At 70.0% G+C, this 22,978-nt stretch carries 25 protein-coding genes; 15 read left to right on the top strand and 10 right to left on the bottom strand.

What is annotated here, in order from left to right; genetic code table 11:
- Positions 1 to 4: 4 nt before the first annotated feature.
- The 10 genes from SOM08_RS01485 to SOM08_RS01440 all read right to left on the bottom strand — a co-directional run bounded on the left by SOM08_RS01485 (position 5) and on the right by SOM08_RS01440 (position 9,327).
- On the bottom strand, positions 5 to 832 hold the full coding sequence (locus SOM08_RS01485) for an aldolase/citrate lyase family protein (protein WP_116958889.1): 828 nt from the start codon (positions 830 to 832) through the stop codon (positions 5 to 7).
- Positions 833 to 844: 12 nt separating this feature from the next.
- Positions 845 to 1,669 (bottom strand): 2-oxo-hept-4-ene-1,7-dioate hydratase, encoded by an 825-nt coding sequence (gene hpaH / locus SOM08_RS01480; RefSeq protein ID WP_322469930.1) that lies wholly within the window; start codon positions 1,667 to 1,669, stop codon positions 845 to 847.
- 2 nt (positions 1,670 to 1,671) lie between these two features.
- Positions 1,672 to 2,127 (bottom strand): 5-carboxymethyl-2-hydroxymuconate Delta-isomerase, encoded by a 456-nt coding sequence (locus SOM08_RS01475; protein WP_116958891.1) that lies wholly within the window; start codon positions 2,125 to 2,127, stop codon positions 1,672 to 1,674.
- A gap of 11 nt (positions 2,128 to 2,138) precedes the next feature.
- Positions 2,139 to 3,065: a 3,4-dihydroxyphenylacetate 2,3-dioxygenase gene (gene hpaD, locus SOM08_RS01470; RefSeq protein ID WP_116958892.1), complete on the bottom strand. Its 927-nt coding sequence runs from the start codon at positions 3,063 to 3,065 to the stop codon at positions 2,139 to 2,141.
- A gap of 48 nt (positions 3,066 to 3,113) precedes the next feature.
- Positions 3,114 to 4,583 (bottom strand): 5-carboxymethyl-2-hydroxymuconate semialdehyde dehydrogenase, encoded by a 1,470-nt coding sequence (gene hpaE / locus SOM08_RS01465; protein ID WP_322469929.1) that lies wholly within the window; start codon positions 4,581 to 4,583, stop codon positions 3,114 to 3,116.
- Between the two features lie 11 nt (positions 4,584 to 4,594).
- Positions 4,595 to 5,368 carry a fumarylacetoacetate hydrolase family protein gene (locus SOM08_RS01460; protein ID WP_116958894.1) on the bottom strand — a complete coding sequence of 258 codons (774 nt, stop codon included), beginning with the start codon at positions 5,366 to 5,368 and terminating at the stop codon, positions 4,595 to 4,597.
- Positions 5,365 to 6,102, bottom strand: coding sequence for a fumarylacetoacetate hydrolase family protein (locus SOM08_RS01455; RefSeq protein ID WP_322469928.1), 738 nt, complete (start codon positions 6,100 to 6,102; stop codon positions 5,365 to 5,367). Before SOM08_RS01455 ends, SOM08_RS01460 begins: the two co-directional genes overlap by 4 nt.
- A complete protein-coding gene (hpaR, locus tag SOM08_RS01450) occupies positions 6,099 to 6,581 on the bottom strand; it encodes a homoprotocatechuate degradation operon regulator HpaR (protein ID WP_322469927.1) in 483 nt (160 codons plus the stop codon). The genes SOM08_RS01455 and hpaR overlap by 4 nt, the downstream gene beginning before the upstream one ends.
- Before the next feature lie 80 nt (positions 6,582 to 6,661).
- Positions 6,662 to 7,645, bottom strand: a complete 984-nt coding sequence (locus SOM08_RS01445) for a Bug family tripartite tricarboxylate transporter substrate binding protein (RefSeq protein ID WP_116958895.1) — start codon at positions 7,643 to 7,645, stop codon at positions 6,662 to 6,664.
- Between the two features lie 26 nt (positions 7,646 to 7,671).
- Positions 7,672 to 9,327: an FAD-dependent oxidoreductase gene (locus SOM08_RS01440; protein WP_116958896.1), complete on the bottom strand. Its 1,656-nt coding sequence runs from the start codon at positions 9,325 to 9,327 to the stop codon at positions 7,672 to 7,674.
- A gap of 72 nt (positions 9,328 to 9,399) precedes the next feature.
- Between SOM08_RS01440 and SOM08_RS01435 the strand changes: the two genes are divergently transcribed.
- The 15 genes from SOM08_RS01435 to SOM08_RS01365 are packed head-to-tail and all read left to right on the top strand — an operon-like array spanning position 9,400 to position 22,967.
- A complete protein-coding gene (locus SOM08_RS01435) occupies positions 9,400 to 10,320 on the top strand; it encodes a LysR family transcriptional regulator (RefSeq protein ID WP_116958897.1) in 921 nt (306 codons plus the stop codon).
- 54 nt (positions 10,321 to 10,374) lie between these two features.
- Positions 10,375 to 11,421: a nitronate monooxygenase gene (locus SOM08_RS01430; RefSeq protein ID WP_322469926.1), complete on the top strand. Its 1,047-nt coding sequence runs from the start codon at positions 10,375 to 10,377 to the stop codon at positions 11,419 to 11,421.
- A gap of 10 nt (positions 11,422 to 11,431) precedes the next feature.
- Positions 11,432 to 12,811: a DNA repair protein RadA gene (gene radA, locus SOM08_RS01425; RefSeq protein WP_322469925.1), complete on the top strand. Its 1,380-nt coding sequence runs from the start codon at positions 11,432 to 11,434 to the stop codon at positions 12,809 to 12,811.
- Positions 12,812 to 12,857: 46 nt separating this feature from the next.
- Positions 12,858 to 13,286 (top strand): glycerate kinase, encoded by a 429-nt coding sequence (locus SOM08_RS01420; RefSeq protein WP_116958900.1) that lies wholly within the window; start codon positions 12,858 to 12,860, stop codon positions 13,284 to 13,286.
- A gap of 44 nt (positions 13,287 to 13,330) precedes the next feature.
- The gene (locus SOM08_RS01415; RefSeq protein WP_070400248.1) at positions 13,331 to 14,269 is read left to right on the top strand and encodes a branched-chain amino acid transaminase; all 939 of its coding nucleotides are present in this window, start codon (positions 13,331 to 13,333) and stop codon (positions 14,267 to 14,269) included.
- Between the two features lie 12 nt (positions 14,270 to 14,281).
- Complete coding sequence (locus SOM08_RS01410; protein WP_070400247.1) at positions 14,282 to 14,488, top strand: zinc-finger domain-containing protein; 207 nt, start codon at positions 14,282 to 14,284, stop codon at positions 14,486 to 14,488.
- A gap of 54 nt (positions 14,489 to 14,542) precedes the next feature.
- The gene (gene rfbB / locus SOM08_RS01405; protein ID WP_322469924.1) at positions 14,543 to 15,607 is read left to right on the top strand and encodes a dTDP-glucose 4,6-dehydratase; all 1,065 of its coding nucleotides are present in this window, start codon (positions 14,543 to 14,545) and stop codon (positions 15,605 to 15,607) included.
- Complete coding sequence (gene rfbD, locus SOM08_RS01400; RefSeq protein WP_322469923.1) at positions 15,604 to 16,506, top strand: dTDP-4-dehydrorhamnose reductase; 903 nt, start codon at positions 15,604 to 15,606, stop codon at positions 16,504 to 16,506. Before rfbB ends, rfbD begins: the two co-directional genes overlap by 4 nt.
- The gene (gene rfbA, locus SOM08_RS01395) at positions 16,503 to 17,408 is read left to right on the top strand and encodes a glucose-1-phosphate thymidylyltransferase RfbA (protein ID WP_322469922.1); all 906 of its coding nucleotides are present in this window, start codon (positions 16,503 to 16,505) and stop codon (positions 17,406 to 17,408) included. Before rfbD ends, rfbA begins: the two co-directional genes overlap by 4 nt.
- Positions 17,405 to 17,977: a dTDP-4-dehydrorhamnose 3,5-epimerase gene (rfbC, locus tag SOM08_RS01390; RefSeq protein WP_322469921.1), complete on the top strand. Its 573-nt coding sequence runs from the start codon at positions 17,405 to 17,407 to the stop codon at positions 17,975 to 17,977. Before rfbA ends, rfbC begins: the two co-directional genes overlap by 4 nt.
- Complete coding sequence (locus SOM08_RS01385; RefSeq protein ID WP_322469920.1) at positions 17,974 to 19,272, top strand: nucleotide sugar dehydrogenase; 1,299 nt, start codon at positions 17,974 to 17,976, stop codon at positions 19,270 to 19,272. The genes rfbC and SOM08_RS01385 overlap by 4 nt, the downstream gene beginning before the upstream one ends.
- A 26-nt stretch (positions 19,273 to 19,298) precedes the next feature.
- Complete coding sequence (locus SOM08_RS01380; RefSeq protein ID WP_322469919.1) at positions 19,299 to 20,249, top strand: Gfo/Idh/MocA family oxidoreductase; 951 nt, start codon at positions 19,299 to 19,301, stop codon at positions 20,247 to 20,249.
- Positions 20,250 to 20,254: 5 nt separating this feature from the next.
- The gene (locus tag SOM08_RS01375; RefSeq protein WP_322470683.1) at positions 20,255 to 20,833 is read left to right on the top strand and encodes an acyltransferase; all 579 of its coding nucleotides are present in this window, start codon (positions 20,255 to 20,257) and stop codon (positions 20,831 to 20,833) included.
- Positions 20,830 to 21,948 (top strand): DegT/DnrJ/EryC1/StrS family aminotransferase, encoded by a 1,119-nt coding sequence (locus SOM08_RS01370; protein WP_322469918.1) that lies wholly within the window; start codon positions 20,830 to 20,832, stop codon positions 21,946 to 21,948. The genes SOM08_RS01375 and SOM08_RS01370 overlap by 4 nt, the downstream gene beginning before the upstream one ends.
- Positions 21,949 to 21,965: 17 nt before the next feature.
- Complete coding sequence (locus SOM08_RS01365) at positions 21,966 to 22,967, top strand: NAD-dependent epimerase/dehydratase family protein (RefSeq protein WP_322469917.1); 1,002 nt, start codon at positions 21,966 to 21,968, stop codon at positions 22,965 to 22,967.
- The last annotated feature ends 11 nt before the right edge of the window (positions 22,968 to 22,978 follow it).

Below are 22,978 nucleotides of genomic sequence, written 5' to 3'. Positions count from 1 at the left end.
GGGATCAGTAGGTGTTCGGGCCCTGCTCGCGCGGTCCTTTGAACGTCGCGAGCAGCTGCGCGGCGGCGGACGCCAGCAGCATGCTGTCGGCGCCCACGGCCACGAACAGCGCGCCGGCGTCCAGCCATTGGCGCGCGCCGGCCTCGGTGGTGGCCAGGATGCCCGGGGCCTTGCCCGCGGCGCGGATGCGGCGGATGCCGTCGGCGATGGCGGCCTGCACCTCGGGGTGGCCGGCGTTGCCGCGGTGGCCCATGCTCGCACTCAGGTCGGCGGGGCCGATGAAGACGCCATCCACGCCCGGCGTGGCGGCGATGGCGTCGAGGTGCTTCATGGCCGTCACGGTCTCGGCCTGCACCAGCACGCAGACCTGCTCGTCGGCCTCGTGCACGTAGCGCGCGTGCGCCTGCCAGCGCGAGGCGCGCGCCAGGGCGCTGCCCATGCCGCGCACGCCCTGCGGCGCATAGCGCGTGGCGGCCACCACCTGGGCGGCCTGCTCGGGCGTGTCGATCATGGGCACCAGCAGGGTCTGCGCGCCGATGTCCAGGTACTGCTTGATGAGCGCGGTGCCCACGTCGCCGGTGCCCACGGGCACCCGCACCACCGGGTGCGAGCGCAGGTCGCCGAAGCCCTGCTGGGCGCTGGCCACCGCCTGCAGCTGCGCCAGCGTGCTGCGCACGTCGTTGGGCGCGTGCTCGCCGTCGAGCAGCAGCCAGTCGTAGCCCGTGCCGGCGATGAGTTCGGTGCTGTAGGCGCTGGCCAGCGCGGCCCACAGGCCGATCTGGGCGCGGCCTTCGGCCAGGGCCTGCTTGAAAACGTTCGTGGGGATTTGCATGGCGACAAAGGATCAGACGAAGCGAAAGCGCAGCACGCCCAGGGGGCCGTAGTCGGCCTCGAAGCGGTCGCCGGCCTTGGCCGGCACGGGGCGCGTGAAGGAGCCGGCGAGCACGATCTGCCCGGGCTGCAGGGTCTCGCCCCAGGGCGCGAGCTTTTCGGACAGCCAGGCGATGCCGATGGCCGGGTGGCCCTGCACGCCGGCGGCCAGGCCGGTCTCTTCCACCGCGCCATTGAGCTTGAGCGCGGCGCCGCACCAGGGCAGATCGGTGCTCAGCGGGTCGGCGCGGTAGCGGGCATCGCCCTCGCCGATGACGATGGCGGCGTTGGCCGCGTTGTCGCTGATGGTGTCGAAGACCTTGCGCGGCTTCTTGGTGTCGCGGTCGAACTGCTCGATGCGCGCGTCGATGATCTCGATGGCGGGCGTCACGTACTCGGTGGCGGCCAGCACCTGCTCCACCGTGACCGGGCCCGAGAGCGCGCGCTTGAGCACGAAGGCCAGCTCCACCTCCACGCGCGGCGACAGGAAGCGGTTGACCGGGATCTCCAGCTCCTCGCCCGCCCGCGCCACCAGCTTCATGGAGCCCAGCAGGGTGCCGAAGTCGGGCTCGTCGATCTGGCTGGAGATCTGCATGGCGCGGCTGGTCAGGCCGATCTTGTGGCCGATGACCGGGTCGCCGCGCCCGCGCTGCAGCGTCACCCAGGCGCGGCCCACGCGGTAGCCGTCGTCGATGGTCATGCTGGGAAAGCGCTGCGAGAAGTGGCGCAGCGGCGTGCGCGTGCGCGCGGACTCGTCGAGTTCGGCGGCGAGTTGCTGGAGGGTGGCGTCGTCGAGCATGGTCAGGTCGATCGCAGGGGCGTGAAGAGGGGATGCAGGGAGCTGATCTTGGCGTCGAAGACCTCGGGGCCTTCGTCGACCTGCACGGTGATGCCGATGGGCCGGCGGCTCAGCTGCTCGGCGAAGTGCTGGCGCGCCACGGCCTCGAGCGCGCCGCCCGAGCGTTTCTGCACGGCGGCGCTGCGCCCGCGGCCCATGCGCAGGTTGAGGTAGATGAAGGCGTAGTCGCGGCCCATGCCGGCGGCCTCGCCCGCGTCGCCGCCGTCGGCGATGGCCCAGTGCGCGGCCGGGAAGGCCAGCACGCGCGTGCCGCCGGTGGGAAAGACCTGGCGGCCGCCTTCGTCGTGGATGGTGAGCATGGCGTCGGCCAGGGCGCGGCACAGCGCGCGCATGTCGGTGCCGCCCTCGGCCTCGGGCCGGTCGAGGTTGCCGCTGTAGAGGATGACGAGGTGGGGCATGGCGTCGCCCCTCAGAGCCGGGAGACGGCCTGGAAGCCCTGGGCCGAGGAGGCCTGGGGCTGCGGAATGGCCTTGCCCGTGACCGGCGTGACCGGGAAAACGATGTTGATCTGCCCCGTGCCCGAGGCGCCGAAGTACGGCGTGATGACCTCGCCGTGCCCGTCGTACTCGCTCCAGCCCAGCGCGCCCAGCATCATGGCGGTGTCGTGCATGAAGCCTTCGCCATGGCCCTTGACCGCGTACTCGGGCAGCATCTCGCAGAAGGCCTTCCATTCGCCGCTCTGCCACATGCGCACCACCTCGTGGTCCATGGTTTCCAGGAAGGGGCTCCAGAGCTTGAAGGCGTACTCGGGCGCCAGGCCGTTCTGCGCGAAGCGGTGGCTGAGCGAGCCGCTGGCGAGGATGGCGACGGTGCCGTCGTACTCGTCCTCGATGGCGCGGCGCAGGGCCCAGCCCAGGCGCGCGCTGTCGTTGAGGTAGTGGGCCATGCACAGGGCCGACACCGACACCGCCTTGAAGTGCTGGTCGGGGTTCATGTAGCGCATGGGCACCAGGGTGCCGTACTCGGGCGCCAGCGTGGTGCCGTCGTGCGCGAGCGTGTCCACCTTCCATTCGTTGGCCACCTTGGCCAGCAGCTTGCCCAGCTCGGGGTTGCCGGGGATGGCGTAGGGCATGTTGCTGATGAAGTGCGGCAGCTCGTTGCTGGTGTAGTTGCCTTGCCAGTGTTTGGCGCAGTTGATGTGGTAGCTGGCGTTCACCAGCCAGTGGGTGTCGAACACGATGAAGGTGTCGACGCCCATGTCGCGGCAGCGCTGGCCGATCGCCTTCAGGCCGTCGATCGCGTCCTGGCGCGTGCCCTTGCGCGGGCCTTCATCGATCTCGCTGAGGACGATGGAGGGAACGTGGGTGATCTTGGCGACCAGTGCTAACTTGCCCATGGCTGTCTCCTTGTGCCGTGTGCGCGCGCGGCGAGCGCGCGCGCCATCTCAGATGCCCCAGTGGGGAATGTGGTGCGAACCCAGCGACACCGCGACGTTCTTGGGCTCCAGGAACACTTCGTAGCTCCAGGTGCCGCCCTCGCGACCGGTGCCCGAGGCCTTGGTGCCGCCGAAGGGCTGGCGCAGGTCGCGCACGTTCTGCGAGTTGACGAAGCACATGCCGGCCTCGATGGCCGCGGCCACGCGGTGCGCCTTGCCGAGGTTCTCGGTCCAGACGTAGCTGGACAGGCCGTACTGGATGTCGTTGGCCAGCTCGATGGCATGCGCCTCGTCCTTGAACGGGATCAGGCAGGCCACCGGGCCGAAGATCTCGTCCTGCGCGATCTTCATGCGGTTGTCCACGTCGGCGAACACCGTGGGCCAGACGTAGTTGCCGGCCTTCACGCGGCCCGGCAGCTCGGGCGCGTAGCTCGGGCGGTCCAGGCCGCCGCACAGCAGCGTGGCGCCCTCCTTGGGGCCCAGCTCGATGTAGCTCTTGACCTTGGCCAGGTGGGCCTTGCTGATCATGGGGCCGACGATGGTCTTGTCGTCCTGCGGGTCGCCCACCACGATCTTCTTCGCGCGCTCGGCGAACTTCTGCGCGAAGTCGGCGTAGATGCTCTGCTGCACCAGGATGCGGCTGCCCGCGGTGCAGCGTTCGCCGTTGTTGCTGAAGATCATGAACACAGCGGCGTCCAGGGCGCGGTCCAGGTCGGCGTCCTCGAAGATCACGAAGGGGCTCTTGCCGCCCAGCTCCATGCTGAACTTCTTCAGACCCGCGCTCTGCACGATGCGGTTGCCGGTGGCGGTGGAGCCGGTGAAGCTGATGGCGCGCACATCGGGGTGCGAGCACAGCGGCTCGCCGGCGTCCTTGCCGTAGCCGTGCACGATGTTGAGCACGCCCGGGGGCACGCCGGCTTCGAGCGCGAGCTCGCCCAGGCGGGCCGCCGTCAGGGGCGACAGCTCGCTCATCTTCAGCACGGCCGTGTTGCCGAAAGCCAGGCAGGGCGCGGTCTTCCAGGTGGCCGTCATGAAGGGAACGTTCCAGGGGCTGATGAGCGCACACACGCCCACCGGGTGGAACAGGGTGTAGTTCAGGTGCGTGGGCGTGGGGTAGGTGTGGCCGTCCACGCGCGTGCACATCTCGGCGAAGTAGCTGAAGTTGTCGGCCGCGCGCGGCACCAGCTGCTTGCCCGTCTGCGAGATCACCTGGCCGGTGTCGTCGGTCTCGGTGCGCGAGAGCTCGGGCACGTGCCTGGCGATGAGCTCGCCCAACTTGCGCATGATGGCCGCGCGCTCGGTGGCGGGACGACCGGCCCAGGCGGGAAAGGCGTCCTTGGCGGCCTGCACGGCGGCGTTGACCTCGGCCTCGCCGCCAGCGGCGACCTCGGCCAGGGCTTCCTGCGTGGCGGGGTTGATGGTCTCGAAGGTGGCGGCGCTGGCGACGGCCTTGCCGTTGATGAGGTGCTGGATGGTCATGGGGGACGGGCCTACGAAAGCGTGGGGGCGGTGATGGTGTTGTGCAGTTCGCCAACGCCCTCGATGGACGTGATCACCACGTCGCCGGGCTGGCAGTCGACCACGCCGTCGGGCGTGCCGGTGAGGATCAGGTCCCCGGGCTGCAGGGTCATGAAGGAAGTGAAGTACTCGATCAGCGTGGGCACGTCGAACACCATGTCGCGGGTGTTGCCGCTCTGGGTGACTGTGCCGTTCACCGTGGTCCGCAGCGCGAGGTTCATGGGATCGGGCAGGTCCGCCGCGTCCACCAGCCAGGGGCCGATGGGCGTGCAGGTGTCGCGGTTCTTCACGCGCAGGTTGGGGCGGTACCAGTTCTCCAGGTAGTCGCGGATCGCGTAGTCGTTGGCCACGGTGTAGCCGGCGATGAAGTCCATCGCGTCGCCGCGCTTCACGTGTTTGGCGGTGCGGCCAATGACCACCGCGAGCTCGCACTCGTAGTGCATGAACGCCACGCCGGCCGGGCGCACGGTGAACGCCCGGTGACCGATGAGCGAGGCCTCGCCCTTGGCGAAGGCCAGCGGTTCGGTGGGCGGCTTGAAGGCCAGTTCCTTGGCGTGGTCGGCGTAGTTCAGGCCCAGGGCCAGCACGGTGCGCGGGCGCGGCACGGGCGCCAGCGGCGGCAGCCAGACCACCTCGTCGGCGGCGACCCGGCGGCCCTTGAAGGCGGGCGTGAGCAGCTCCAGCTGGCCGTCGCGTTCGACGGCGTCGTGAACCGCGCCGGCCCAGGCGATGCGGGCTCTTTTCATGAGAACCGTCCCCCCACGCTCTGCGCCAAGGCGCTGCCGCTGCCCCCCGAGGGGGCCCTCGCGACTTGGGGCGGCCCGGCGTCGCTCGCCTCCTCTGCCACGAAGCGCTGCAGGGCCGGCTTGAGGCCCGGCGCGCTGATTTCCACCGCGTCCCCGACGGCCACGCGCGGGCGCGTGCCGTCGGCCAGCACCTCGCTGCCAACCAGCAGCACGTCGCCGGGGCGCATCGTCATGAATTCGCCGACGTCTTTCAGCAGCGTGGGGATGTCGCGCACCAGGTCCTTGAGCGCGGTGGTCTGCTGGTGCACGCCGTGGATGCGCAGCTCCAGTTCGAGCGCGGCCAGGCCCCCGATGCCGCCCAGCGCCGCCAGCGGCGTGGGCTCCAGCGGCAGGCCCAGGAAGCCATCGCGGTTGCGGAACTTCATGGGCGGGCGGTAGTAACTCTCGTGCGCCAGGCTCAGGTCGTTGACCAGCAGGGCGTGCGTGGGCGCGCCGTGTTCGCCGATCAGCAGGCCCAGGCTGGCCGATGCCTCGACCACCTCGCCCGCCGGCAGGGCCACGCTGGCGCCGTGCGGCGCGAAGGTGTTGGCCGTCTTCACGTACAGCACGGGTGCCTTGGGCGCGCCGCCATAGGGCTTGTCGCCCATGCGCGGCTGCCAGTGCGCGTATTCGCCGCGAAAGTTCAGCAGCGCGCCGTACACGGTGCCCGTGGGCACCCATCCATGGGCAGTCATGCCGCCTCCTCATCCAGGTTGTCGTCCACGTCGCCTTCGAGGGCGATCACCTCGTCCAGCAACACATAGAGCTGCGCGAGACGCGCCTTGCTCAATCGCTCCTCCAGCCAGGCGTAGTGCGCCTCGATGGTGGCGGACAGCTTGCGCACCAGCTTCAGGCCCGCCGGCGTGGCGCGCACCACGGTGCGCCGCGCGTCCTGGCTGCAGCGCTCGCGCGCGATCAGGCCGTCGCGCTCCATGCGCGTGAGCACGCCGGTGAGGCTGGGGCCCAGCAGAAAGGCCTCGCGCGCGATGCGCCCGGTTTCGATGCCGGCGGGGTCGCGCGCGTGTTCACCCAGCACGCGCAGCACGCGCCACTGCTGGTCGCTCAGGCCGTGCTCGCGCAGGCTGGGCCGCGTGTGCTGCATCACCGACTCCCGCGCCTGCAGCAGCAGGCGCGGGAGGTTGCGGTGGGTGAAGGTCTTGTCGATCGGGTCCATGGCGATTTATTTAACATGTTAAATGAAATCGCCCGATCCGCCTACCCCAGCCTGTTCTGGGGTTTTCCCGAGCCTGGCCGTCAGTCGATGGTGGTGCCCGAGGCGCGCACCACCTTGCCCCAGCGCTCGGTCTCGCTGCGCACGTAGGCGGTCAGCTGCGCCGGGCTCATGGCGGTGCTCACGGGCTCGAAGCCGTCGCCTTCCAGGCGCGCGCGCAGCGCCGGGTCCTGCATCACCTTGGCCAGGGCTTGCGCGCAGCGGTTGATGACTTCGGGCGGCGTGCCGGCCGGCGCCACCAGGCTCTGCCAGGCCACGGCCTCGAAGTCCTTGGTGCCGGCCTGGCCCGATTCGGCGATGGTGGGGACCTCGGCCACGGCGGGCTGGCGCTTGGCCGAGGTGACGGCGATGGCGCGCAGCTTGCCCACCTTGACGTGGCCCAGCGCGGGCGGAATGTCGCTGAACATCAGGTCGATCTGGCCGCCGAGCAGGTCGGTGATGGCCGGGCCGCTGCCGCGGTAGGGCACGTGCTTGAGGTTGGCGCCGGTGGCGGCCTTGAACATCTCGGCGCCCAGGTGGTGCGGGCTGCCGTTGCCGGCCGAGCCGTAGACCAGGCCACCGGGGCGCGACTTGGCCAGCGCCACCAGCTCGGCGATGCTCTTGACCGGCAGCGAGGGATTCACCACCACCAGCAGCGGCACCGCGCCGATCATGCCGATGGGCGCGAAGTCCTTGGCCGGGTCGTAGGCGAGCTGCTTGTAGAGCCAGGGGTTGATGGCCAGCGTGGTGCTGGTGGCCACCAGCAGGGTGTTGCCGTCGGCGGCGGCGCGCGCCACCTGGGCCGCGCCCACGCCGCTGCCGGCGCCGGGCTTGTTCTCCACGATCATGGTGCGGCCCAGCAGGGGCGACATCTGCTGCGCGAGCATGCGCCCCAGCAGATCGGTGGTGCCGCCGGGCGCGTAGGGCACGACGATGGTGATGGGCTTGTCGGCCTGCGCGAAGGCGGCGGGCGCGGCGCTGGCGGCGCACAGGGCGGCGAGCTGGGTGAGGGCGTGGCGGCGGTTCATGGCTTGTCTCCTTGGGGTGAATGGTGTCAGGCGGGCACGGCGGCGCCGCGCAGGCGGTCGATCAGCGCGAGCGGGTCGGCGGGCGGCGCGTCGCCGCGCCAGGCCACGTGCTGGTCGGGGCGCGAGAGCAGCAACGCGGTCGTGTAGAGCGCGCCGGCCTCGCGCGGGCTGAGGTCCAGCACGCGCAGCGGCACGCCGCGCGCGCGCGCCGCGTCTTCGAGCGGGCGCACGTCCACGCCCGGGTCGCGGCGCAGCAGGGTGTAGTCGGGCCCGAGCGCGTCGTACAGCGAGCGGCCGTCGTCGAGCCAGACGTGCGGCGTGCGGCAGCCCGGCACGGTCGAGGGCGTGAAGCCGTCCATGGTGTAGCCGGGCGCGGCTTCGCCGTCGTAGGCGATCAGCGGCGAGTCGTCGTAGAAGTAGCCGAAGTTCAGGCCGCCGCAGCAGTACTGGCGCACGTTGAGCTCGTACAGCGCGGCGCCGGCCCGGGCGCGCGCGGCGGCGCCGGCCTCGCCCGCGTCCTCGATGCCGGCGGGCACGCCCTCGCGCTGGGCCTGCAGGGCCAGCGCGTGGTTCATGGCGAAGCGCGAGACCTGCTCGGTGATGGGCTGGCGCTCGCGCTCGTAGGCGCCCAGGATGGCCTCGCCGGCCCAGCCGTTCAGGTGCGCGGCCAGCAGCCACGACAGGTTCATCGCGTCCGCGATGCCGGCGTTCATGCCATAGCCTGCCATGGGGATCCACAGGTGCGCGGCGTCGCCGCAGATGAAGACGCGGCGGTCGCGGAAGCGGTCGGCCACGAGGCGGCGGCCGATCCAGTCTTCCTTGCTGATGATCTCGTACTGGAAGTCCGGGCCCACGCCCAGGATCTCGCGGATCGCCCAGTCGCGGTCGACGGACTCGAAGTCGGCCTCGTCGGCCTTGAGGTAGTTGTGCAGCAGCCAGGTCTCGCGCCCGTCGATGGCGTAGACGTTGCCGCAGCGGCGCGGGTTGAGCGAGAAGGTGGCCCAGGCCGGGCCGTGCTTGGCCAGGCCCAGCAGCGCGGGCGCGCGGAAGTAGGTGGACTGCACGCGGCCCACCTCGTCGGTGCCCGAGAGCTTGGCGCCGATGCTCTTGCGCACCAGGGAGCGGCCACCGTCGCAGCCGATCAGGTAGTCGGCCCGCAACTCGATGGCCTCGCCGCTGTCCAGGTTCACGCCGGTGGCGCGCACGCCGGCCTCGTCCTGCGTGACGGCGTCGATGCGCGTGCGGTTGAGGATGCGCAGGCCGCTCTGGCGCTCGGCGTGCGCGAACAGCACGGGCTCCAGGTAGATCTGGTTGATGCGGTGCGGCGGCTCGGGCGTGGGCCACCAGGTGTCGGGGCCGCCGGTGGCCGTGTAGCGGCTCTGGCGCGCGGGAATGGGGATGCGCGAGAGCTCATCGCCCGTGAAGCTGGTGCGGTAGGACACGTCGTTGGGGTAGTCCGCCGGCAGGCCGGCCTCGCGCAGCGCACCGGCCACGCCGAGGCGGCGAAAGATCTCCATCGAGCGCGCCGACACGTGGTTGCACTTCACGTTGGGCGGCTCGCCGCGGTGGCGGGTCTCGGCCACCAGCACGGCGATGCCGCGCTGGGCGAGGTCCATGGCGAGCGTCAGGCCCACTGGCCCGGCCCCCACGATCAGCACCTGCGCTTGCAGGGTCTGGGTCATGCTGGTCTCCATTCAACAGACGAAAGCCGACAATTACAGGCCTTCGCGCGCCGCGTGAAAAATGAAACTTCGATGGCGATTCATAAAAAACCCGCACACCTCGGCAGCCTGCCCTCGGTGCGCCAGTTGCGCGCCTTCGTGGCGGTGTACGACAGCGGCCAGCTCTCGGCCGCGGCCGAGGCCCTGTCGCTGACGCAGCCGGCCGTGACCGTGCTGCTGCGCGAGCTGGAGGCGCGCCTGGGTGTGCGCCTGTTCGACCGCAGCACGCGCAGCCTGCGCCGCACCGAAGCCGCGGCCGAAGCCATCGGCTACGCGCGGCGCGCGCTGGCCGAGATGCAGGCCCTGAGCGGCGGCATGGCGGCGCTGGCGCGCGGCGAGCGCGGGCGCCTGCGCATCGCGGCCACGTCCACGGTGGCGCAGACCCTGCTGCCATCGGCCGTGCGCCGCTACCTGGACCGCTACCCCGGCATCGAGCTGCAGATCGACGACTGCGCGCCCGGCGAATTCGCCGAGCGCGTGCTCGCGGGCCACGTGGACCTGGGCCTGGGCACGCTCGAAGGGCCCACGCCCGGCCTGTCTCAGCGCGTGGTGCTGCGCGACCACCTGGCCGCGATCGCGCCCGCCGGCCCGCGCTTTGCGGCGGACCGGCCGCTCACCTGGAAGCAGCTGGCGGCCTGGCCGGTGATCACGGTGCGGCCGGGCTACGGCGTGCGCCGGCGCATCGACGCGGCCGCGCGCGAGGCCGGGGCGGACCTGCGGATCGCGCACGAGGTCTCCCTGCTCACCACCGCGGTGGCCCTGGCCGCCGCCGGCCTGGGCGTGGCGGTGGTGCCGGGCAGCGTGTTCGCGCCCGCGCGACACCCCGAGCTGGTGGCGCGGCGCCTGGTGCGCCCGCTGGTGGAGCGCGACACCGCCGTGGTGTTCAAGAGCGACCGCTCGCTCTCGCCCGCCGCGCGGGCGTTTGCCGAGCTGCTGGAGGGCGGCGGGGCCTGAGCCACGGACGGCGCGCGGGCCCTGGGGACATTGCCGCCTGCCTACACTCGCGCCATGAACCGACTCACCGAACTGCTGGGCACGCGCTGGCCCCTGATCCAGGCGCCGATGGCGGGCGCGCAGGGCGCGGCCCTGGCGCTGGCGGCGGGCGAGGCCGGTGCCCTGGGCTCCCTGCCCTGCGCCATGCTGGCACCCGAGGCCATGCGTCGGGAGCTGGATCTGCTGGTCGCCAGCGGCCGCCCCTACAACGTCAACTTCTTCTGCCACACGCCGCCCGAGCCCGACGCCGCGCGCGAGGCGGCCTGGCGCGCGGCGCTGGCGCCCTACTTCGACGAAATCGGCCTGGACCCGGCGAGCCTCCCGGCCGGCCCCGGGCGGCTGCCCTTCAGCGCGGCGGCCGCCGACGCGCTGGAGCCCTTGCGGCCGCGCGTGCTGAGCTTTCACTTCGGCCTGCCCGCGCCCGAGCTGCTGGCGCGTGTGAAGGCCTGGGGTTCGGTGGTGCTGAGCTCGGCCACCACGGTGGACGAGGCGGTCTGGCTGGAAGCCCACGGCGCGGACGCGGTGATCGCCCAAGGCCTGGAAGCCGGCGGGCACCGGGGCCACTTCCTCAGCGACGATCTCACGCGCCAGAGCGGCACCTTCGCGCTGCTGCCGCAGGTGAAGGCCGCCGTGCGCGTGCCGGTGATCGCGGCCGGCGGCATCGCCGACGCGGCCGGCGTGCGCGCGGCCATGGCCCTGGGCGCGGATGGGGTGCAGGTGGGCACGGCCTACCTGTGCAGCCCCGAGGCCACCACCAGCGCCCTGCACCGCGCCGTGCTGCAGAGCGAGGCCGCGCGCCACACCCAGCTCACCACCCTGTTCACCGGCCGGCCCGCGCGCGGCGTGCCCAACCGGGTGATGCGCGAGCTGGGCCCGCTGAACCCGGCCGCGCCGGCCTTCCCGCTGGCCACCGCGGCCATTGCCCCGCTGCGCGCGCACTGGGAGAAGCAGGGCAAGAGCGACTTCACGCCGCTGTGGTCGGGCCAGAACGCCAGCGGCTGCCGCGCCGCCGGCGCGGCCGAGATCACGCGCGCCTTGGTCGAGGGCTTCGGGCCGATATAGTCCCGGCCTCATGGCCAAGGACAAGACGATCTACACCTGCGGCGAGTGCGGCGGCACCAGCCCGCGCTGGCTGGGCAAATGCCCGCATTGCGCCGCCTGGAACACGCTGGTGGAAGGCGTGGCCGAGGGCGGCGGCGCGCCGCCGAAGAACCGCTTCGCGGCGCTGGCCAAGACCAGCGAGGTGATGCCGCTGTCGCGCATCGAGGCCCGGGACGTGCAACGCACGCCCACCGGCCACGAGGAGCTGGACCGCGTGCTGGGCGGGGGCATCGTCGAGGGCGGCGTGGTGCTGATCGGCGGCGATCCCGGCATCGGCAAGTCCACCCTGCTGCTGCAGGCCCTGGACAGCCTGCAGCGCGCCGGCCTGCCCACGCTCTACGTGACGGGCGAGGAGAGCGGCGCCCAGGTGGCGCTGCGCGCGCGCCGCCTGGGCATCGAGGGCTCGCAGGTGCAGGTGCTGGCCGAGATCCAGCTGGAAAAAATCCTGGCCACGCTGGACGCCGAGAAGCCCGCCATCGCGGTGATCGACTCGATCCAGACCGTCTACTCCGACCAGCTCACCAGCGCGCCGGGCTCGGTGGCGCAGGTGCGCGAATGCGCGGCCCACCTCACCCGCGCGGCCAAGGCCTCGGGCACGGCCATCGTGCTGGTGGGCCATGTCACCAAGGAAGGCGCGCTGGCCGGCCCGCGCGTGCTGGAGCACATGGTGGACACCGTGCTCTATTTCGAGGGCGATACGCACAGCAGCTTCCGGCTGATCCGCGCCATCAAGAACCGCTTCGGCGCGGTCAACGAGATCGGCGTGTTCGCCATGACCGAGAAGGGCCTCAAGGGCGTGAGCAACCCGAGCGCGATCTTTCTCTCGCAGCACGCCCAGCCGGTGCCGGGCAGTTGCGTGATGGTCACGCTGGAGGGCACGCGGCCGCTGCTGGTGGAACTGCAGGCCCTGGTGGACAGCGGCGGCCCCAGCCCGCGCCGCCTGAGCGTGGGCCTGGAGCGCGACCGCCTGGCCATGCTGCTGGCCGTGCTGCACCGCCACGCGGGCGTGGCCTGCCTGGACCAGGACGTGTTCGTCAACGCCGTGGGGGGCGTGCGCATCAGCGAGCCCGCGGCCGACCTGGGCGTGATGCTGGCCATCACCAGCAGCCTGCGCGGCAAGCCGCTGCCCAAGGGCTTCCTGGCCTTCGGCGAGGTGGGCCTGGCCGGCGAGGTGCGGCCCGCGCCGCGCGGGCAGGAGCGCCTGAAAGAGGCGGCCAAACTGGGCTTTTCCGTGGCGGTGGTGCCCAAGGCCAACCTGCCCAAGAAAAACGACAAGGCCTTCGACGGCCTCACCGTGCATGGGGTCGAGCGCATCGAAGAGGCGCTGGATCTGGTGCGCCGGATGGAATGACGCGCGCGCGGCGGATCGCGCGCCCTGCAACGGACATTGAAACGACATGAACCTTCGACGCATCGCGATGGCCCTGATCGGCGCCGCCCTCCTGTTCTGGGGCCACTGGCAGTTCGGCTGGGCCGGCGTGGCGGCCGTCGGCGGCGGCCTGGTCCTGTGGCTGCTGCTGCACTTCACGCGCCTCATGGCGGTGATGCGCCGCGCCGCCCAGCGCCCGATCGGCCACGTGGACAGCGCCGTGATGCTGAACTCGCGCCTGCACGCGGGCATGCCCCTGATCGGCGTGATCGGCCTGGCGCGGGCCCTGGGTGAGCTGGCCTCCCCCGAAGGCGAGCAGCCCGAGGTCTACCGCTGGACGGACCCGGGCGGCGCCTCCGTGCAGGCCCGCTTCGCCCACGGCAAGCTGCAGGACTGGGGCCTCAAGCGCCCCGAGGCGGACGCCCCCGCCGGCCCAGCGCCCCAGGCGGCGCCGTAAAATCGCCGGTTGACCCGAATACCCCCCATACCTCAAGGAAACCCATGAGCGCACCCGTTCCCTCGATGTCCGACCGCGACGGCAAGATCTGGATGGATGGCCAGCTGGTGGACTGGCGCGACGCCAAGATCCACGTGCTCACCCATACCCTGCACTACGGCTGCGGGGCCTTCGAGGGCGTGCGGGCCTACGACACGGTCAACGGCACGGCCATCTTCCGCCTGCAGGAACACACCGAGCGCCTGTTCAACAGCGCCAAGATCCTGCGCATGAAGATCCCCTTCACCGTGGAGCAGGTGAACGAGGCGCAGAAGGACGTGATCCGCGCCAACGGCCTCAAGAGCGGTTACATCCGCCCGCTCACCTGGATCGGCGACAAGAAGCTCGGCGTGAGCCCCAAGGGCAACACCATCCACCTAAGCGTGGCCGCCTGGGCCTGGGGCGCCTACCTGGGCGACGAGGGCATGAAGCGCGGCATCCGGGTCAAGACCAGCAGCTACACCCGCCACCACGTCAACATCACCATGACGCAAGCCAAGGCGGTGAGCAACTACACCAACAGCATCCTGGCCAACACCGAGGCCACCGACGAAGGCTACGACGAAGCCCTGCTGCTCGATTCCTCCGGCTTCGTGAGCGAAGGCGCGGGCGAGAACATCTTCGTCGTCAAGGGCGGCGTGATCTACACGCCCGACCTCTCCGCCGGCGCGCTCAACGGCATCACGCGCAACACGGTGTTCCACATCGCCAAGGACCTGGGGCTGGAGATCGTCCAGAAGCGCATCACGCGCGACGAGGTCTACATCGCCGACGAGGCCTTCTTCACCGGCACCGCCGCCGAGGTCACGCCGATCCGCGAACTCGACCGCATCGAGCTGGGCAGCGGCTCGCGCGGCCCCATCACCGAGAAGATCCAGAGCGCCTTCTTCGACATCGTGAACGGCCGCAACCCCAAGTACGCCCACTGGCTGACCAAGGTCTGAGCGGAGCACAGCATGAGCAAGGCGGTGATCGAACTCAAGGCCAAGGACCTCAACGCGCACGGCGGGGTGTTCTGCCCCAGCCCGCTGGCCGACATGAAGCTGTGGAACAGCCACCCCAAGGTCTACCTGGACGTGGCCACCACCGGCGAAGCCATGTGTCCCTACTGCGGCACGGTCTACAAGCTCGCCGCGGGCGAGCACGTGGCGCACGGCCACTGAACACGCGGCAGGGCGGGCGGTGATGACCCGGCACCGCACAGGGAGGCGATTCGAATGATCCTGGTCACCGGCGGCGCCGGCTTCATCGGCAGCAACTTCGTCCTGGACTGGCTCGCACACCGCGACGAGCCGGTGCTCAACCTCGACAAGCTCACCTACGCTGGCAACCGGCGCAACCTCGCCAGCCTCGATGGCGATGCGCGCCACGTATTCGTGCGCGGCGACATCGGCGATGCGGCCCTGGTGGCGCGCCTGCTGGCCGAGCACCGGCCGCGCGCGGTCATCAACTTCGCGGCCGAAAGCCACGTGGACCGCTCCATCCACGGCGCCGAGGACTTCGTCCAGACCAACGTGGTGGGCACCTTCCGGCTGCTCGAGGCCGTGCGCGCGCACTGGCTCGCGCGGCCCGAGGCCGAGCGCGCGGCCTTCCGCTTCCTGCACGTGAGCACCGACGAGGTCTACGGCAGCCTGGCGCCCGAGGCCCCCGCCTTCACCGAGCGCCACCCCTACGAACCCAACAGCCCCTACAGCGCCAGCAAGGCCGCCAGCGACCACCTGGTGCGCGCCTGGCACCACACGCACGGCCTGCCGGTGCTCACCACCAACTGCAGCAACAACTACGGCCCGTTCCATTTCCCCGAGAAGCTGATCCCGCTGATGATCGTCAATGCCCTGGCGGGCAAGCCGCTGCCTGTGTACGGCGACGGCCTGCAGGTGCGCGACTGGCTCTACGTCGGCGACCACTGCAGCGCCATCCGCCGCGTGCTCGAGGCCGGCCGCGTGGGTGAGACCTACAACGTGGGCGGCTGGAACGAGCAGACCAACATCGCCATCGTGAAGACCATCTGCGCCCTGCTCGACCAGCTGCGTCCGCGCGCGGACGGGCAGTGCTACGCCACGCAGATCACCCACGTGAAAGACCGCCCCGGCCACGACCGGCGCTACGCCATCGACGCGCGCAAGATCGAATCCGAACTGGGCTGGCGCCCGGCCGAGACCTTCGACAGCGGCATCCGCAAGACCGTGCGCTGGTTCCTGGACCACCCCGAATGGGTGGCCGAGGTGCAGAGCGGCGCCTACCGCGACTGGGTGCAGGCGCAGTACCAGGGGGCCGCGTGAGGATCCTGCTGCTGGGCGCCAATGGCCAGGTGGGCTGGGAGCTGCGCCGCAGCCTCGCCCCGCTGGGCGAGGTGTTCGCCTTCGACCGCGACCCGAGCGATGCCGGCGCGGTGGACCTGGCCCGGCCCGACAGCCTGGGCGCCCTGATCGAGCGCGTGGCGCCCGACGCGATAGTGAACGCGGCCGCCCACACGGCGGTGGACAAGGCCGAGGCCGAGCCCGCGCTGGCGCACACCATCAACGCCGAAGCCCCCGCCGCCCTGGCGCGCGCCGCCGCCGCGCGCGGCGCCTTGCTGCTGCACTACTCCACCGACTACGTCTTCGACGGCAGCGGCGACGCGCCGCGCGACGAGGGCGCCGCCACCGCGCCGCTGAGCGTCTACGGTCGCACCAAGCTCGCCGGCGAGGACGCCGTGCGCGCCAGCGGCGCACGCCACCTGATCCTGCGCACCAGCTGGGTCTACGCGGCGCGCGGCGCCAACTTCCCGCGCACCATGCTGCGGCTGGCGCAGGAGCGCGAGCACCTGCGCGTGGTGGCCGACCAGGTGGGCGCACCCACCGGCGCCGAACTGCTGGCCGACGTGAGCGCGCACGCCCTGCGCTCGCTGGCCGCGAAGCCCGCGCTGGCTGGCACCTACCACGTGGCCGCGGCCGGCGAGACGAGCTGGCACGGGCTGGCGCGATACGCCATCGAACAAGGCCGCGCGCTGCGGCCCGAGCTGCCCTGGAAGGTCCGCGACATCGAGGCCATCGCCACCGTCGACTACCCGACGCCCGCCCAACGCCCGCTCAACTCGCGCCTGGACACGCGCCGCCTGCGCGAGGCCTTCGGGCTGGGCCTGCCCGCCTGGGAGGCTGGCGTGCGGCGTATGCTCGTGGAGTACCTGGGGACGGCATGAACCACACGCGACGCAAGGGCATCATCCTCGCCGGCGGCTCGGGCACGCGCCTGCACCCGGCCACGCTGGCCATCAGCAAGCAGCTGCTGCCGGTGTACGACAAGCCCATGGTCTATTACCCGCTGAGCACGCTCATGCTCGCCGGCATCCGCGAGGTGCTGATCATCAGCACGCCGCAGGACACGCCGCGCTTCCAGCAGCTGCTGGGCGATGGCAGCGCCTGGGGCATGCGCCTGCAGTACGCGGTGCAACCCAGCCCCGACGGCCTGGCGCAGGCTTTCATCATCGGTGCCGACTTCGTGGGCGACGGCCCGAGCGCGCTGGTGCTGGGCGACAACATCTACTACGGACACGACCTGGCGAACCTGCTGCGCGGCGCGGACGCCCAGGCCAGCGGCGCCACCGTGTTCGCGTACCACGTGACCGACCCCGAGCGCTACGGCGTGGTGGCCTTCGACGAACAAGGCAAGGCGCTGAGCATCGAAGAGAAGCCCGCCACACCCAAGAGCAGCTACGCCGTCACGGGCCTGTACTTCTACGACGCGCAGGTGGTGGACATCGCACGTTCGGTCAAGCCGAGTGCGCGCGGAGAACTGGAGATCACGGCGGTCAATCAGGCCTATCTCGACCGCGGCGAGCTCGACGTGAAAATCCTGCAGCGCGGCTACGCCTGGCTGGACACCGGCACGCACGACAGCCTGCTCGACGCGGGCCAGTTCATCGCCACGCTGGAGCACCGGCAAGGTTTGAAGATCGCCTGCCCGGAAGAAATCGCCTGGCGCCATGGGTGGATCGACGCGGCACAGGTGCAGCGTCTGGCAGAGCCACTGAGCAAGAATGGCTATGGGCAGTACCTGATGCGGCTGCTGGAGGATCGCGTGTACGGGGGCTCGCCGGCATGAGCGACAAGCTCAAGGTCACCACCACCGCCATTCCCGGCGTGCTCATCGTCGAACCCCGCGTGTTCGGCGACGAACGCGGCTTCTTTCTCGAGAGTTTCAACCAGCGCGCGTTCAATGAAGCCGTGGGCGCCGACGTGCGCTTCGTTCAGGACAACCGCAGTCGCAGCGCCCGCGGCGTGCTGCGCGGTCTGCACTACCAGTTGCCTCCGCACGCGCAGGGCAAGCTGGTGAGCGTGGTGCGGGGCAGCGTCTTCGATGTGGCGGTGGACATCCGCCGCCATTCACCGAGCTATGGCCGGTGGGTGGGCGTCGAGCTGAGCGAGCACAATCACCGCCAGCTCTGGATCCCCCCTGGGCTGGCGCACGGCTTCCTGGTGACCAGCGACAGCGCCGATTTCCTCTACAAGACCAGCGCCTACTACGCGCCCGAGGCGGAACGCAGCATCCGCTGGAATGACCCCGCCCTGGGCATCGCGTGGCCACTGGATGGCCCACCGACCCTGTCGGCCAAGGATGCCGCGGCCCCCGGCCTGGATCAGGCTGAACACCCCCTCGCCCCATCAGCATGAATCTGGACAACAAGCTCATCGCCGTCATCGGACTGGGATACGTCGGCCTGCCCCTGGCGGTGGAATTCGGCCGCTCGCGTCCGGTGCTCGGCTTCGACATCAACGAACACCGCATCGCCGAGTTGCGCGCCGGTCGCGACCACACGCGCGAGTGCAGCGAGGAACAACTGCGCGACGCCCGCCAGCTGCGCTACAGCTGCGACCCTGCGGAACTGGAACAGGCCAGCGTGTTCATCGTCACCGTGCCCACGCCGGTGGACAAGGCCAACCGCCCCGACATGACGCCGCTGATCAAGGCCAGCGAAACCGTGGGCAGGGCCTTGCGGCCCGGTGCCCTGGTCATCTACGAATCCACTGTCTACCCGGGTTGCACCGAAGAGGTCTGCGTGCCCGTGCTCGAGCGCCTGTCGGGCCTGCGGTTCAACCAGGATTTTTTTTGCGGCTACAGCCCGGAGCGCATCAACCCGGGCGACAAGGTCAACACCTTGACCAGGATCCGCAAGATCACCAGTGGCTCCACGCCTGCCGCCGCCGCCGCGGTCGATGCGCTCTACCGCTCCATCATCACGGCCGGCACCTTCCCCGCCACCAGCCTCAAGGTTGCCGAGGCGGCCAAGGTCATTGAGAACACCCAGCGCGACCTCAACATCGCCCTGGTCAACGAACTCTCCGTCATCTTCGAGCGCTTGGGTATCGACACGCTGGAGGTGCTCGAGGCCGCCGGCAGCAAGTGGAACTTCCTGCCTTTTCGACCGGGCATGGTCGGCGGCCACTGCATTGGTGTCGATCCCTACTACCTGACGCACAAGGCCGAAGAGGTGGGCTACAACCCGCAGGTCATCCTGGCCGGGCGCCGCATCAACGACAACATGGCGCGCTACGCCGCGCGCAACGTCATCAAGCGCATGCTGCGCAACGGCATCGACGTGCCGCGCAGCACCGTGGGCGTGATGGGCATCACCTTCAAGGAAAACTGCCCGGACATCCGCAACAGCAAGGTGGCCGACCTGGTGCGTGAACTGCAGGGCTGGAACGTCAAGGTGGTCGTCACCGACCCGTGGGCCGACGCACGAGAGGTGCGCGACGAATACGGCATCGAGCTCGGCGAACTGCGGGCGCAGGAACCGGTGGACAGCCTTATCGTGGCCGTGGGTCATCGCGAGTTCCGTGAGATGACCCCGACGCAGCTGGCCCACCTGTGCCGCCCTGACGCGCAGCCCGTGCTGGGCGACCTCAAGAGCCTGTACGACCGGCACGAAGCGGCGCAAGCCGGCTTCAGCGTCTTCCGACTGTGAGCCCCGCGCCCACCATGCCCCACTCCATGAAAAACTTTGCCCTCATCGGTGCCGCCGGCTACATCGCCCCGCGGCACATGCGCGCCATCAAGGACCTGGGTCACCGCCTGTCCGTCGCGTACGACATCAACGATTCGGTCGGCATCATCGACAGCATTTCGCCCCAGAGCGAGTTCTTCACCGACTTCGAGCGCTTCCTGGAGCACGCCTACCGCCTGCGTCGCGACCCGGCCACCGCCCTGCACTATGTAAGCGTCTGTTCGCCCAATCACCTGCACCACGCCCACATCGCCGCTGGCCTGCGGCTGGGTTGTGACGTGATCTGCGAGAAGCCCCTGGTGCCGACGCCGGCCCTCATCGACGAGCTGGCCGAGATTGAGCGCGAGACGGGCCGTCGTGTCTACAACATCCTGCAGTTGCGCCACCACGACGCCATCCTGAAACTGCGCGAAAAAGTGGCGGCCGCGCCCCGCGATCGCAAGTTCGACGTCGAACTGACTTACATCACTTCGCGCGGCAAGTGGTACATGGAGAGTTGGAAAGGCGACCCACGCAAGTCCTTCGGCGTGGCCACCAACATTGGTGTGCACTTCTATGACATGCTGCAGTTCGTCTTCGGTCCTGCGCTGCGCAACGAGGTGCATCTCAACGCCGAGGCCAAAGCCGCGGGCTACCTGGAGTACGAGCGCGCGCGGGTGCGCTGGTTTTTGTCCATCGACGCCGACGACCTCCCGGCCGACGTAAAAGGTAAGAAGAGCACCTTCCGCAACATCGACATCAGCGGCGAGCAGCTCGAGTTCTCCGAGGGCTTCACCGACCTGCACACCACCAGCTACCGCGAGGTGCTGGCGGGCCGGGGCTACGGCCTGGCCGACGCCCGTCCCTGCATCGAAGTGGTGGACACCATCCGCAACAGCCACCCCACGGCGGCGCGCGCCGGTGAAGGCCACCCCTTCCTGAAAGGGCGGTCCGCTTGAACGGCCTGAGCGTCCACCCCAGCGCGATCGTCGACGAAGGCGCGACGATCGGTGAGGGCTCGCGCGTGTGGCACTTCGTGCACGTGTGCGCGGGCGCGCGCATCGGCCGCGGCGTCTCGCTCGGGCAGAACGTGTTCGTGGGCAACCGGGTCGAGATCGGCGACCGCTGCAAGATCCAGAACAACGTGAGCGTGTACGACAACGTCACCCTGGAAGAGGGGGTGTTCTGCGGCCCCAGCATGGTGTTCACCAACGTGCACAACCCCCGCGCGTTGGTCGAGCGCAAGCACGAGTACCGCCCTACCCTTGTGCGCCGTGGCGCCACGCTCGGCGCCAACTGCACCGTGGTGTGCGGAACCACGATCGGAGAGTTCGCTTTCGTGGGTGCGGGCGCGGTTGTCACGCGCGACGTGCCCGCCTACGCCCTCATGGTGGGCGTGCCAGCCCGCCAGGTGGGCTGGATGAGCGAGCACGGCGAGCCGATTCCGCTGCCCCTGCAGGGCAGCGGCCAACACACCTGCCCGCACACGGGTACGCAATACCGCCTCAGCGGGCGGCAACTCAGCCGAGAACCCTCGCCATGAGCATTCCTTTCATTGACCTCAAGAGCCAGTACCGCGCGCTGCAGCCGCAGATCCAGGCGCGCATCAACGCCGTGCTGGAACACGGTCAGTACATCATGGGGCCAGAGGTGCGCGAGCTGGAGGAGAGGCTGGCCGAGCGCACGGGCGCGCGGCACTGCATCACCGTCTCCAGTGGCACCGAGGCATTGCTGATGAGCCTGATGGCCCTGGGCATCGGGCGCGGCGATGAGGTGATCACCACGCCTTTCACTTTCGCCGCCACGGCCGAGATGATCGTTCTGGCGGGCGCCACGCCTGTGTTCGTGGACATCGAGCCTGGCACCTGCAACCTCGACGCCACCCAGATCGAGGCCCGCATCACCAGCCGCACCAAGGCCATCATGCCCGTGAGCCTGTATGGGCAGACCGCGGACATGGACGCCATCAACGCCGTGGCGGCTCGCCACGGCAACATCGCCGTGATCGAGGACGCCGCGCAAAGCTTTGGCGCCACCTACCGCGGCCGCCCCAGCGGCAACCTCTCCACGCTGGGTTGCACCAGCTTCTTCCCGAGCAAGCCCCTCGGCTGCTACGGCGATGGCGGGGCGATCTTCACCAACGATGACGGTCTGGCCCAGGCTCTGCGCGAGATCCGCGTGCACGGCCAATCGCGCCGCTATGTGCACACGCGCATCGGCGTGGGCGGGCGCATGGACACGCTGCAGTGCGCGATCGTGCTGGCCAAGCTCGAGCGATTCGACTGGGAGATCGAACGGCGCCTCGCCCTTGGCGAGCGCTGGGGCCAGGTGCTGCGCGCCAGCGGCCTGCCCATCGGCCTGCTCGGCCGCCCCGCCGATCGCAGCTGTGTCTGGGCGCAGTACACCGTGTTCGTGGAACAGCGCACCACGCTGCAAAAGGAACTGGAACAGCGTGGCGTGCCCACGGCGGTGCACTACCCGATGCCATTGAACCGCCAGCCGGCCTACGCCGGCCTGTGCCCGCCCCACCCCACACCGGCCAGCGACTTCGCGGCGGATCGCGTCATGAGCCTGCCCATGTCCGCCGATCTGAGCGAAGCCGTGCAGGACCGCGTGATCGAAGCCCTTCAGGACGCTTGCGCGTCCACCCAACCCTGAACTTCAAGAAACCCGTTATGGACATCAAAGGCAAGAAATTCGTGGTGGTCGGCGGTGCCGGCCTGATCGGCTCCCACACGGTCGACCACCTGCTGCGCGAAGACGTCAATGAGATCGTGATCTACGACAACTTCGTGCGTGGTCGCGCCGAGAACCTGGCCGAGGCACTCAAGGACCCGCGCGTGCGCATCTACGAGGCCGGTGGCGACATCATGCAAACGGACATCCTGCAGTCGGCGTTCGACGGTGCCGACGGGGTGTTCCACTTGGCCGCGCTGTGGCTGCTGCAATGCCACGAGTACCCGCGCACCGCCTTCGACGTGAACGTGCGCGGCACCTTCAATGTGATGGAAGCCTGCGTGGCCAAGGGTATCAAGCGCCTGGTGTGGTCCTCTTCGGCATCGGTGTACGGCGACGCCATCCAAGAGCCCATGACCGAAGACCACCCGTTCAACAACCAGAATTTCTACGGCGCCACCAAAATCGCGGGCGAGGCCATGATGCGCTCGTTCCACCACCGCTACGGCCTGAACTTCGTCGGCCTGCGCTACATGAACGTCTATGGTCCGCGCCAGGACTACCACGGCGCCTACATCGCCGTGATCATGAAGATGCTGGACGCCATCGACAAAGGCGAGAGCCCCACCATCATGGGCGACGGCTCCGAAGCCTTCGACTTCGTGGCGGTCGAGGACTGTGGCCTGGCCAACCTTTGCGCCATGAAGGCCGACACGGTCGACAGCTTCTACAACGTCGGCACTGGTCAGCGCACCTCGCTCAAGGAGCTGGCCGAGATGCTGATCGAACTCACCGGCTGCAAGGAGCCCATCCGCTATGCGCCGCGCAGCCAGGCCACGCTGGTGCGCAACCGCATCGGCTCGCCCGTGAAGGCCACGCGCGAGATCGGGTTCACTGCACGCATCGAGCTGCGCGAAGGCCTGCGCAAACTCATCGAATGGCGAGCCGCCCACAAGGCCGAAGTCGCCGCCCGCCGCGCCGCCGTCGGACTGCCCGTCTGACCCACAAGAGG

Source organism: Hydrogenophaga sp. SNF1, assembly GCF_034421675.1.
Classification (GTDB): Bacteria; Pseudomonadota; Gammaproteobacteria; order Burkholderiales; family Burkholderiaceae_C; genus Hydrogenophaga; species Hydrogenophaga borbori.
Note: the sequence above shows the minus strand (reverse complement) of the source record. Positions and strands in the feature narration are given on the sequence as shown.

Bases quoted from the DNA above. Each gene is read 5' to 3' on its own strand.
- SOM08_RS01485 (WP_116958889.1), bottom strand. From the start codon at position 832: ATGCAAATCCCCACGAACGTTTTCAAGCAGGCCCTGGCCGAAGGCCGC.
- hpaH (WP_322469930.1), bottom strand. From the start codon at position 1,669: ATGCTCGACGACGCCACCCTCCAGCAACTCGCCGCCGAACTCGACGAG.
- SOM08_RS01475 (WP_116958891.1), bottom strand. From the start codon at position 2,127: ATGCCCCACCTCGTCATCCTCTACAGCGGCAACCTCGACCGGCCCGAG.
- hpaD (WP_116958892.1), bottom strand. From the start codon at position 3,065: ATGGGCAAGTTAGCACTGGTCGCCAAGATCACCCACGTTCCCTCCATC.
- hpaE (WP_322469929.1), bottom strand. From the start codon at position 4,583: ATGACCATCCAGCACCTCATCAACGGCAAGGCCGTCGCCAGCGCCGCC.
- SOM08_RS01460 (WP_116958894.1), bottom strand. From the start codon at position 5,368: ATGAAAAGAGCCCGCATCGCCTGGGCCGGCGCGGTTCACGACGCCGTC.
- SOM08_RS01455 (WP_322469928.1), bottom strand. From the start codon at position 6,102: ATGACTGCCCATGGATGGGTGCCCACGGGCACCGTGTACGGCGCGCTG.
- hpaR (WP_322469927.1), bottom strand. From the start codon at position 6,581: ATGGACCCGATCGACAAGACCTTCACCCACCGCAACCTCCCGCGCCTG.
- SOM08_RS01445 (WP_116958895.1), bottom strand. From the start codon at position 7,645: ATGAACCGCCGCCACGCCCTCACCCAGCTCGCCGCCCTGTGCGCCGCC.
- SOM08_RS01440 (WP_116958896.1), bottom strand. From the start codon at position 9,327: ATGACCCAGACCCTGCAAGCGCAGGTGCTGATCGTGGGGGCCGGGCCA.
- SOM08_RS01435 (WP_116958897.1), top strand. From the start codon at position 9,400: ATGGCGATTCATAAAAAACCCGCACACCTCGGCAGCCTGCCCTCGGTG.
- SOM08_RS01430 (WP_322469926.1), top strand. From the start codon at position 10,375: ATGAACCGACTCACCGAACTGCTGGGCACGCGCTGGCCCCTGATCCAG.
- radA (WP_322469925.1), top strand. From the start codon at position 11,432: ATGGCCAAGGACAAGACGATCTACACCTGCGGCGAGTGCGGCGGCACC.
- SOM08_RS01420 (WP_116958900.1), top strand. From the start codon at position 12,858: ATGAACCTTCGACGCATCGCGATGGCCCTGATCGGCGCCGCCCTCCTG.
- SOM08_RS01415 (WP_070400248.1), top strand. From the start codon at position 13,331: ATGAGCGCACCCGTTCCCTCGATGTCCGACCGCGACGGCAAGATCTGG.
- SOM08_RS01410 (WP_070400247.1), top strand. From the start codon at position 14,282: ATGAGCAAGGCGGTGATCGAACTCAAGGCCAAGGACCTCAACGCGCAC.
- rfbB (WP_322469924.1), top strand. From the start codon at position 14,543: ATGATCCTGGTCACCGGCGGCGCCGGCTTCATCGGCAGCAACTTCGTC.
- rfbA (WP_322469922.1), top strand. From the start codon at position 16,503: ATGAACCACACGCGACGCAAGGGCATCATCCTCGCCGGCGGCTCGGGC.
- rfbC (WP_322469921.1), top strand. From the start codon at position 17,405: ATGAGCGACAAGCTCAAGGTCACCACCACCGCCATTCCCGGCGTGCTC.
- SOM08_RS01385 (WP_322469920.1), top strand. From the start codon at position 17,974: ATGAATCTGGACAACAAGCTCATCGCCGTCATCGGACTGGGATACGTC.
- SOM08_RS01380 (WP_322469919.1), top strand. From the start codon at position 19,299: ATGAAAAACTTTGCCCTCATCGGTGCCGCCGGCTACATCGCCCCGCGG.
- SOM08_RS01370 (WP_322469918.1), top strand. From the start codon at position 20,830: ATGAGCATTCCTTTCATTGACCTCAAGAGCCAGTACCGCGCGCTGCAG.
- SOM08_RS01365 (WP_322469917.1), top strand. From the start codon at position 21,966: ATGGACATCAAAGGCAAGAAATTCGTGGTGGTCGGCGGTGCCGGCCTG.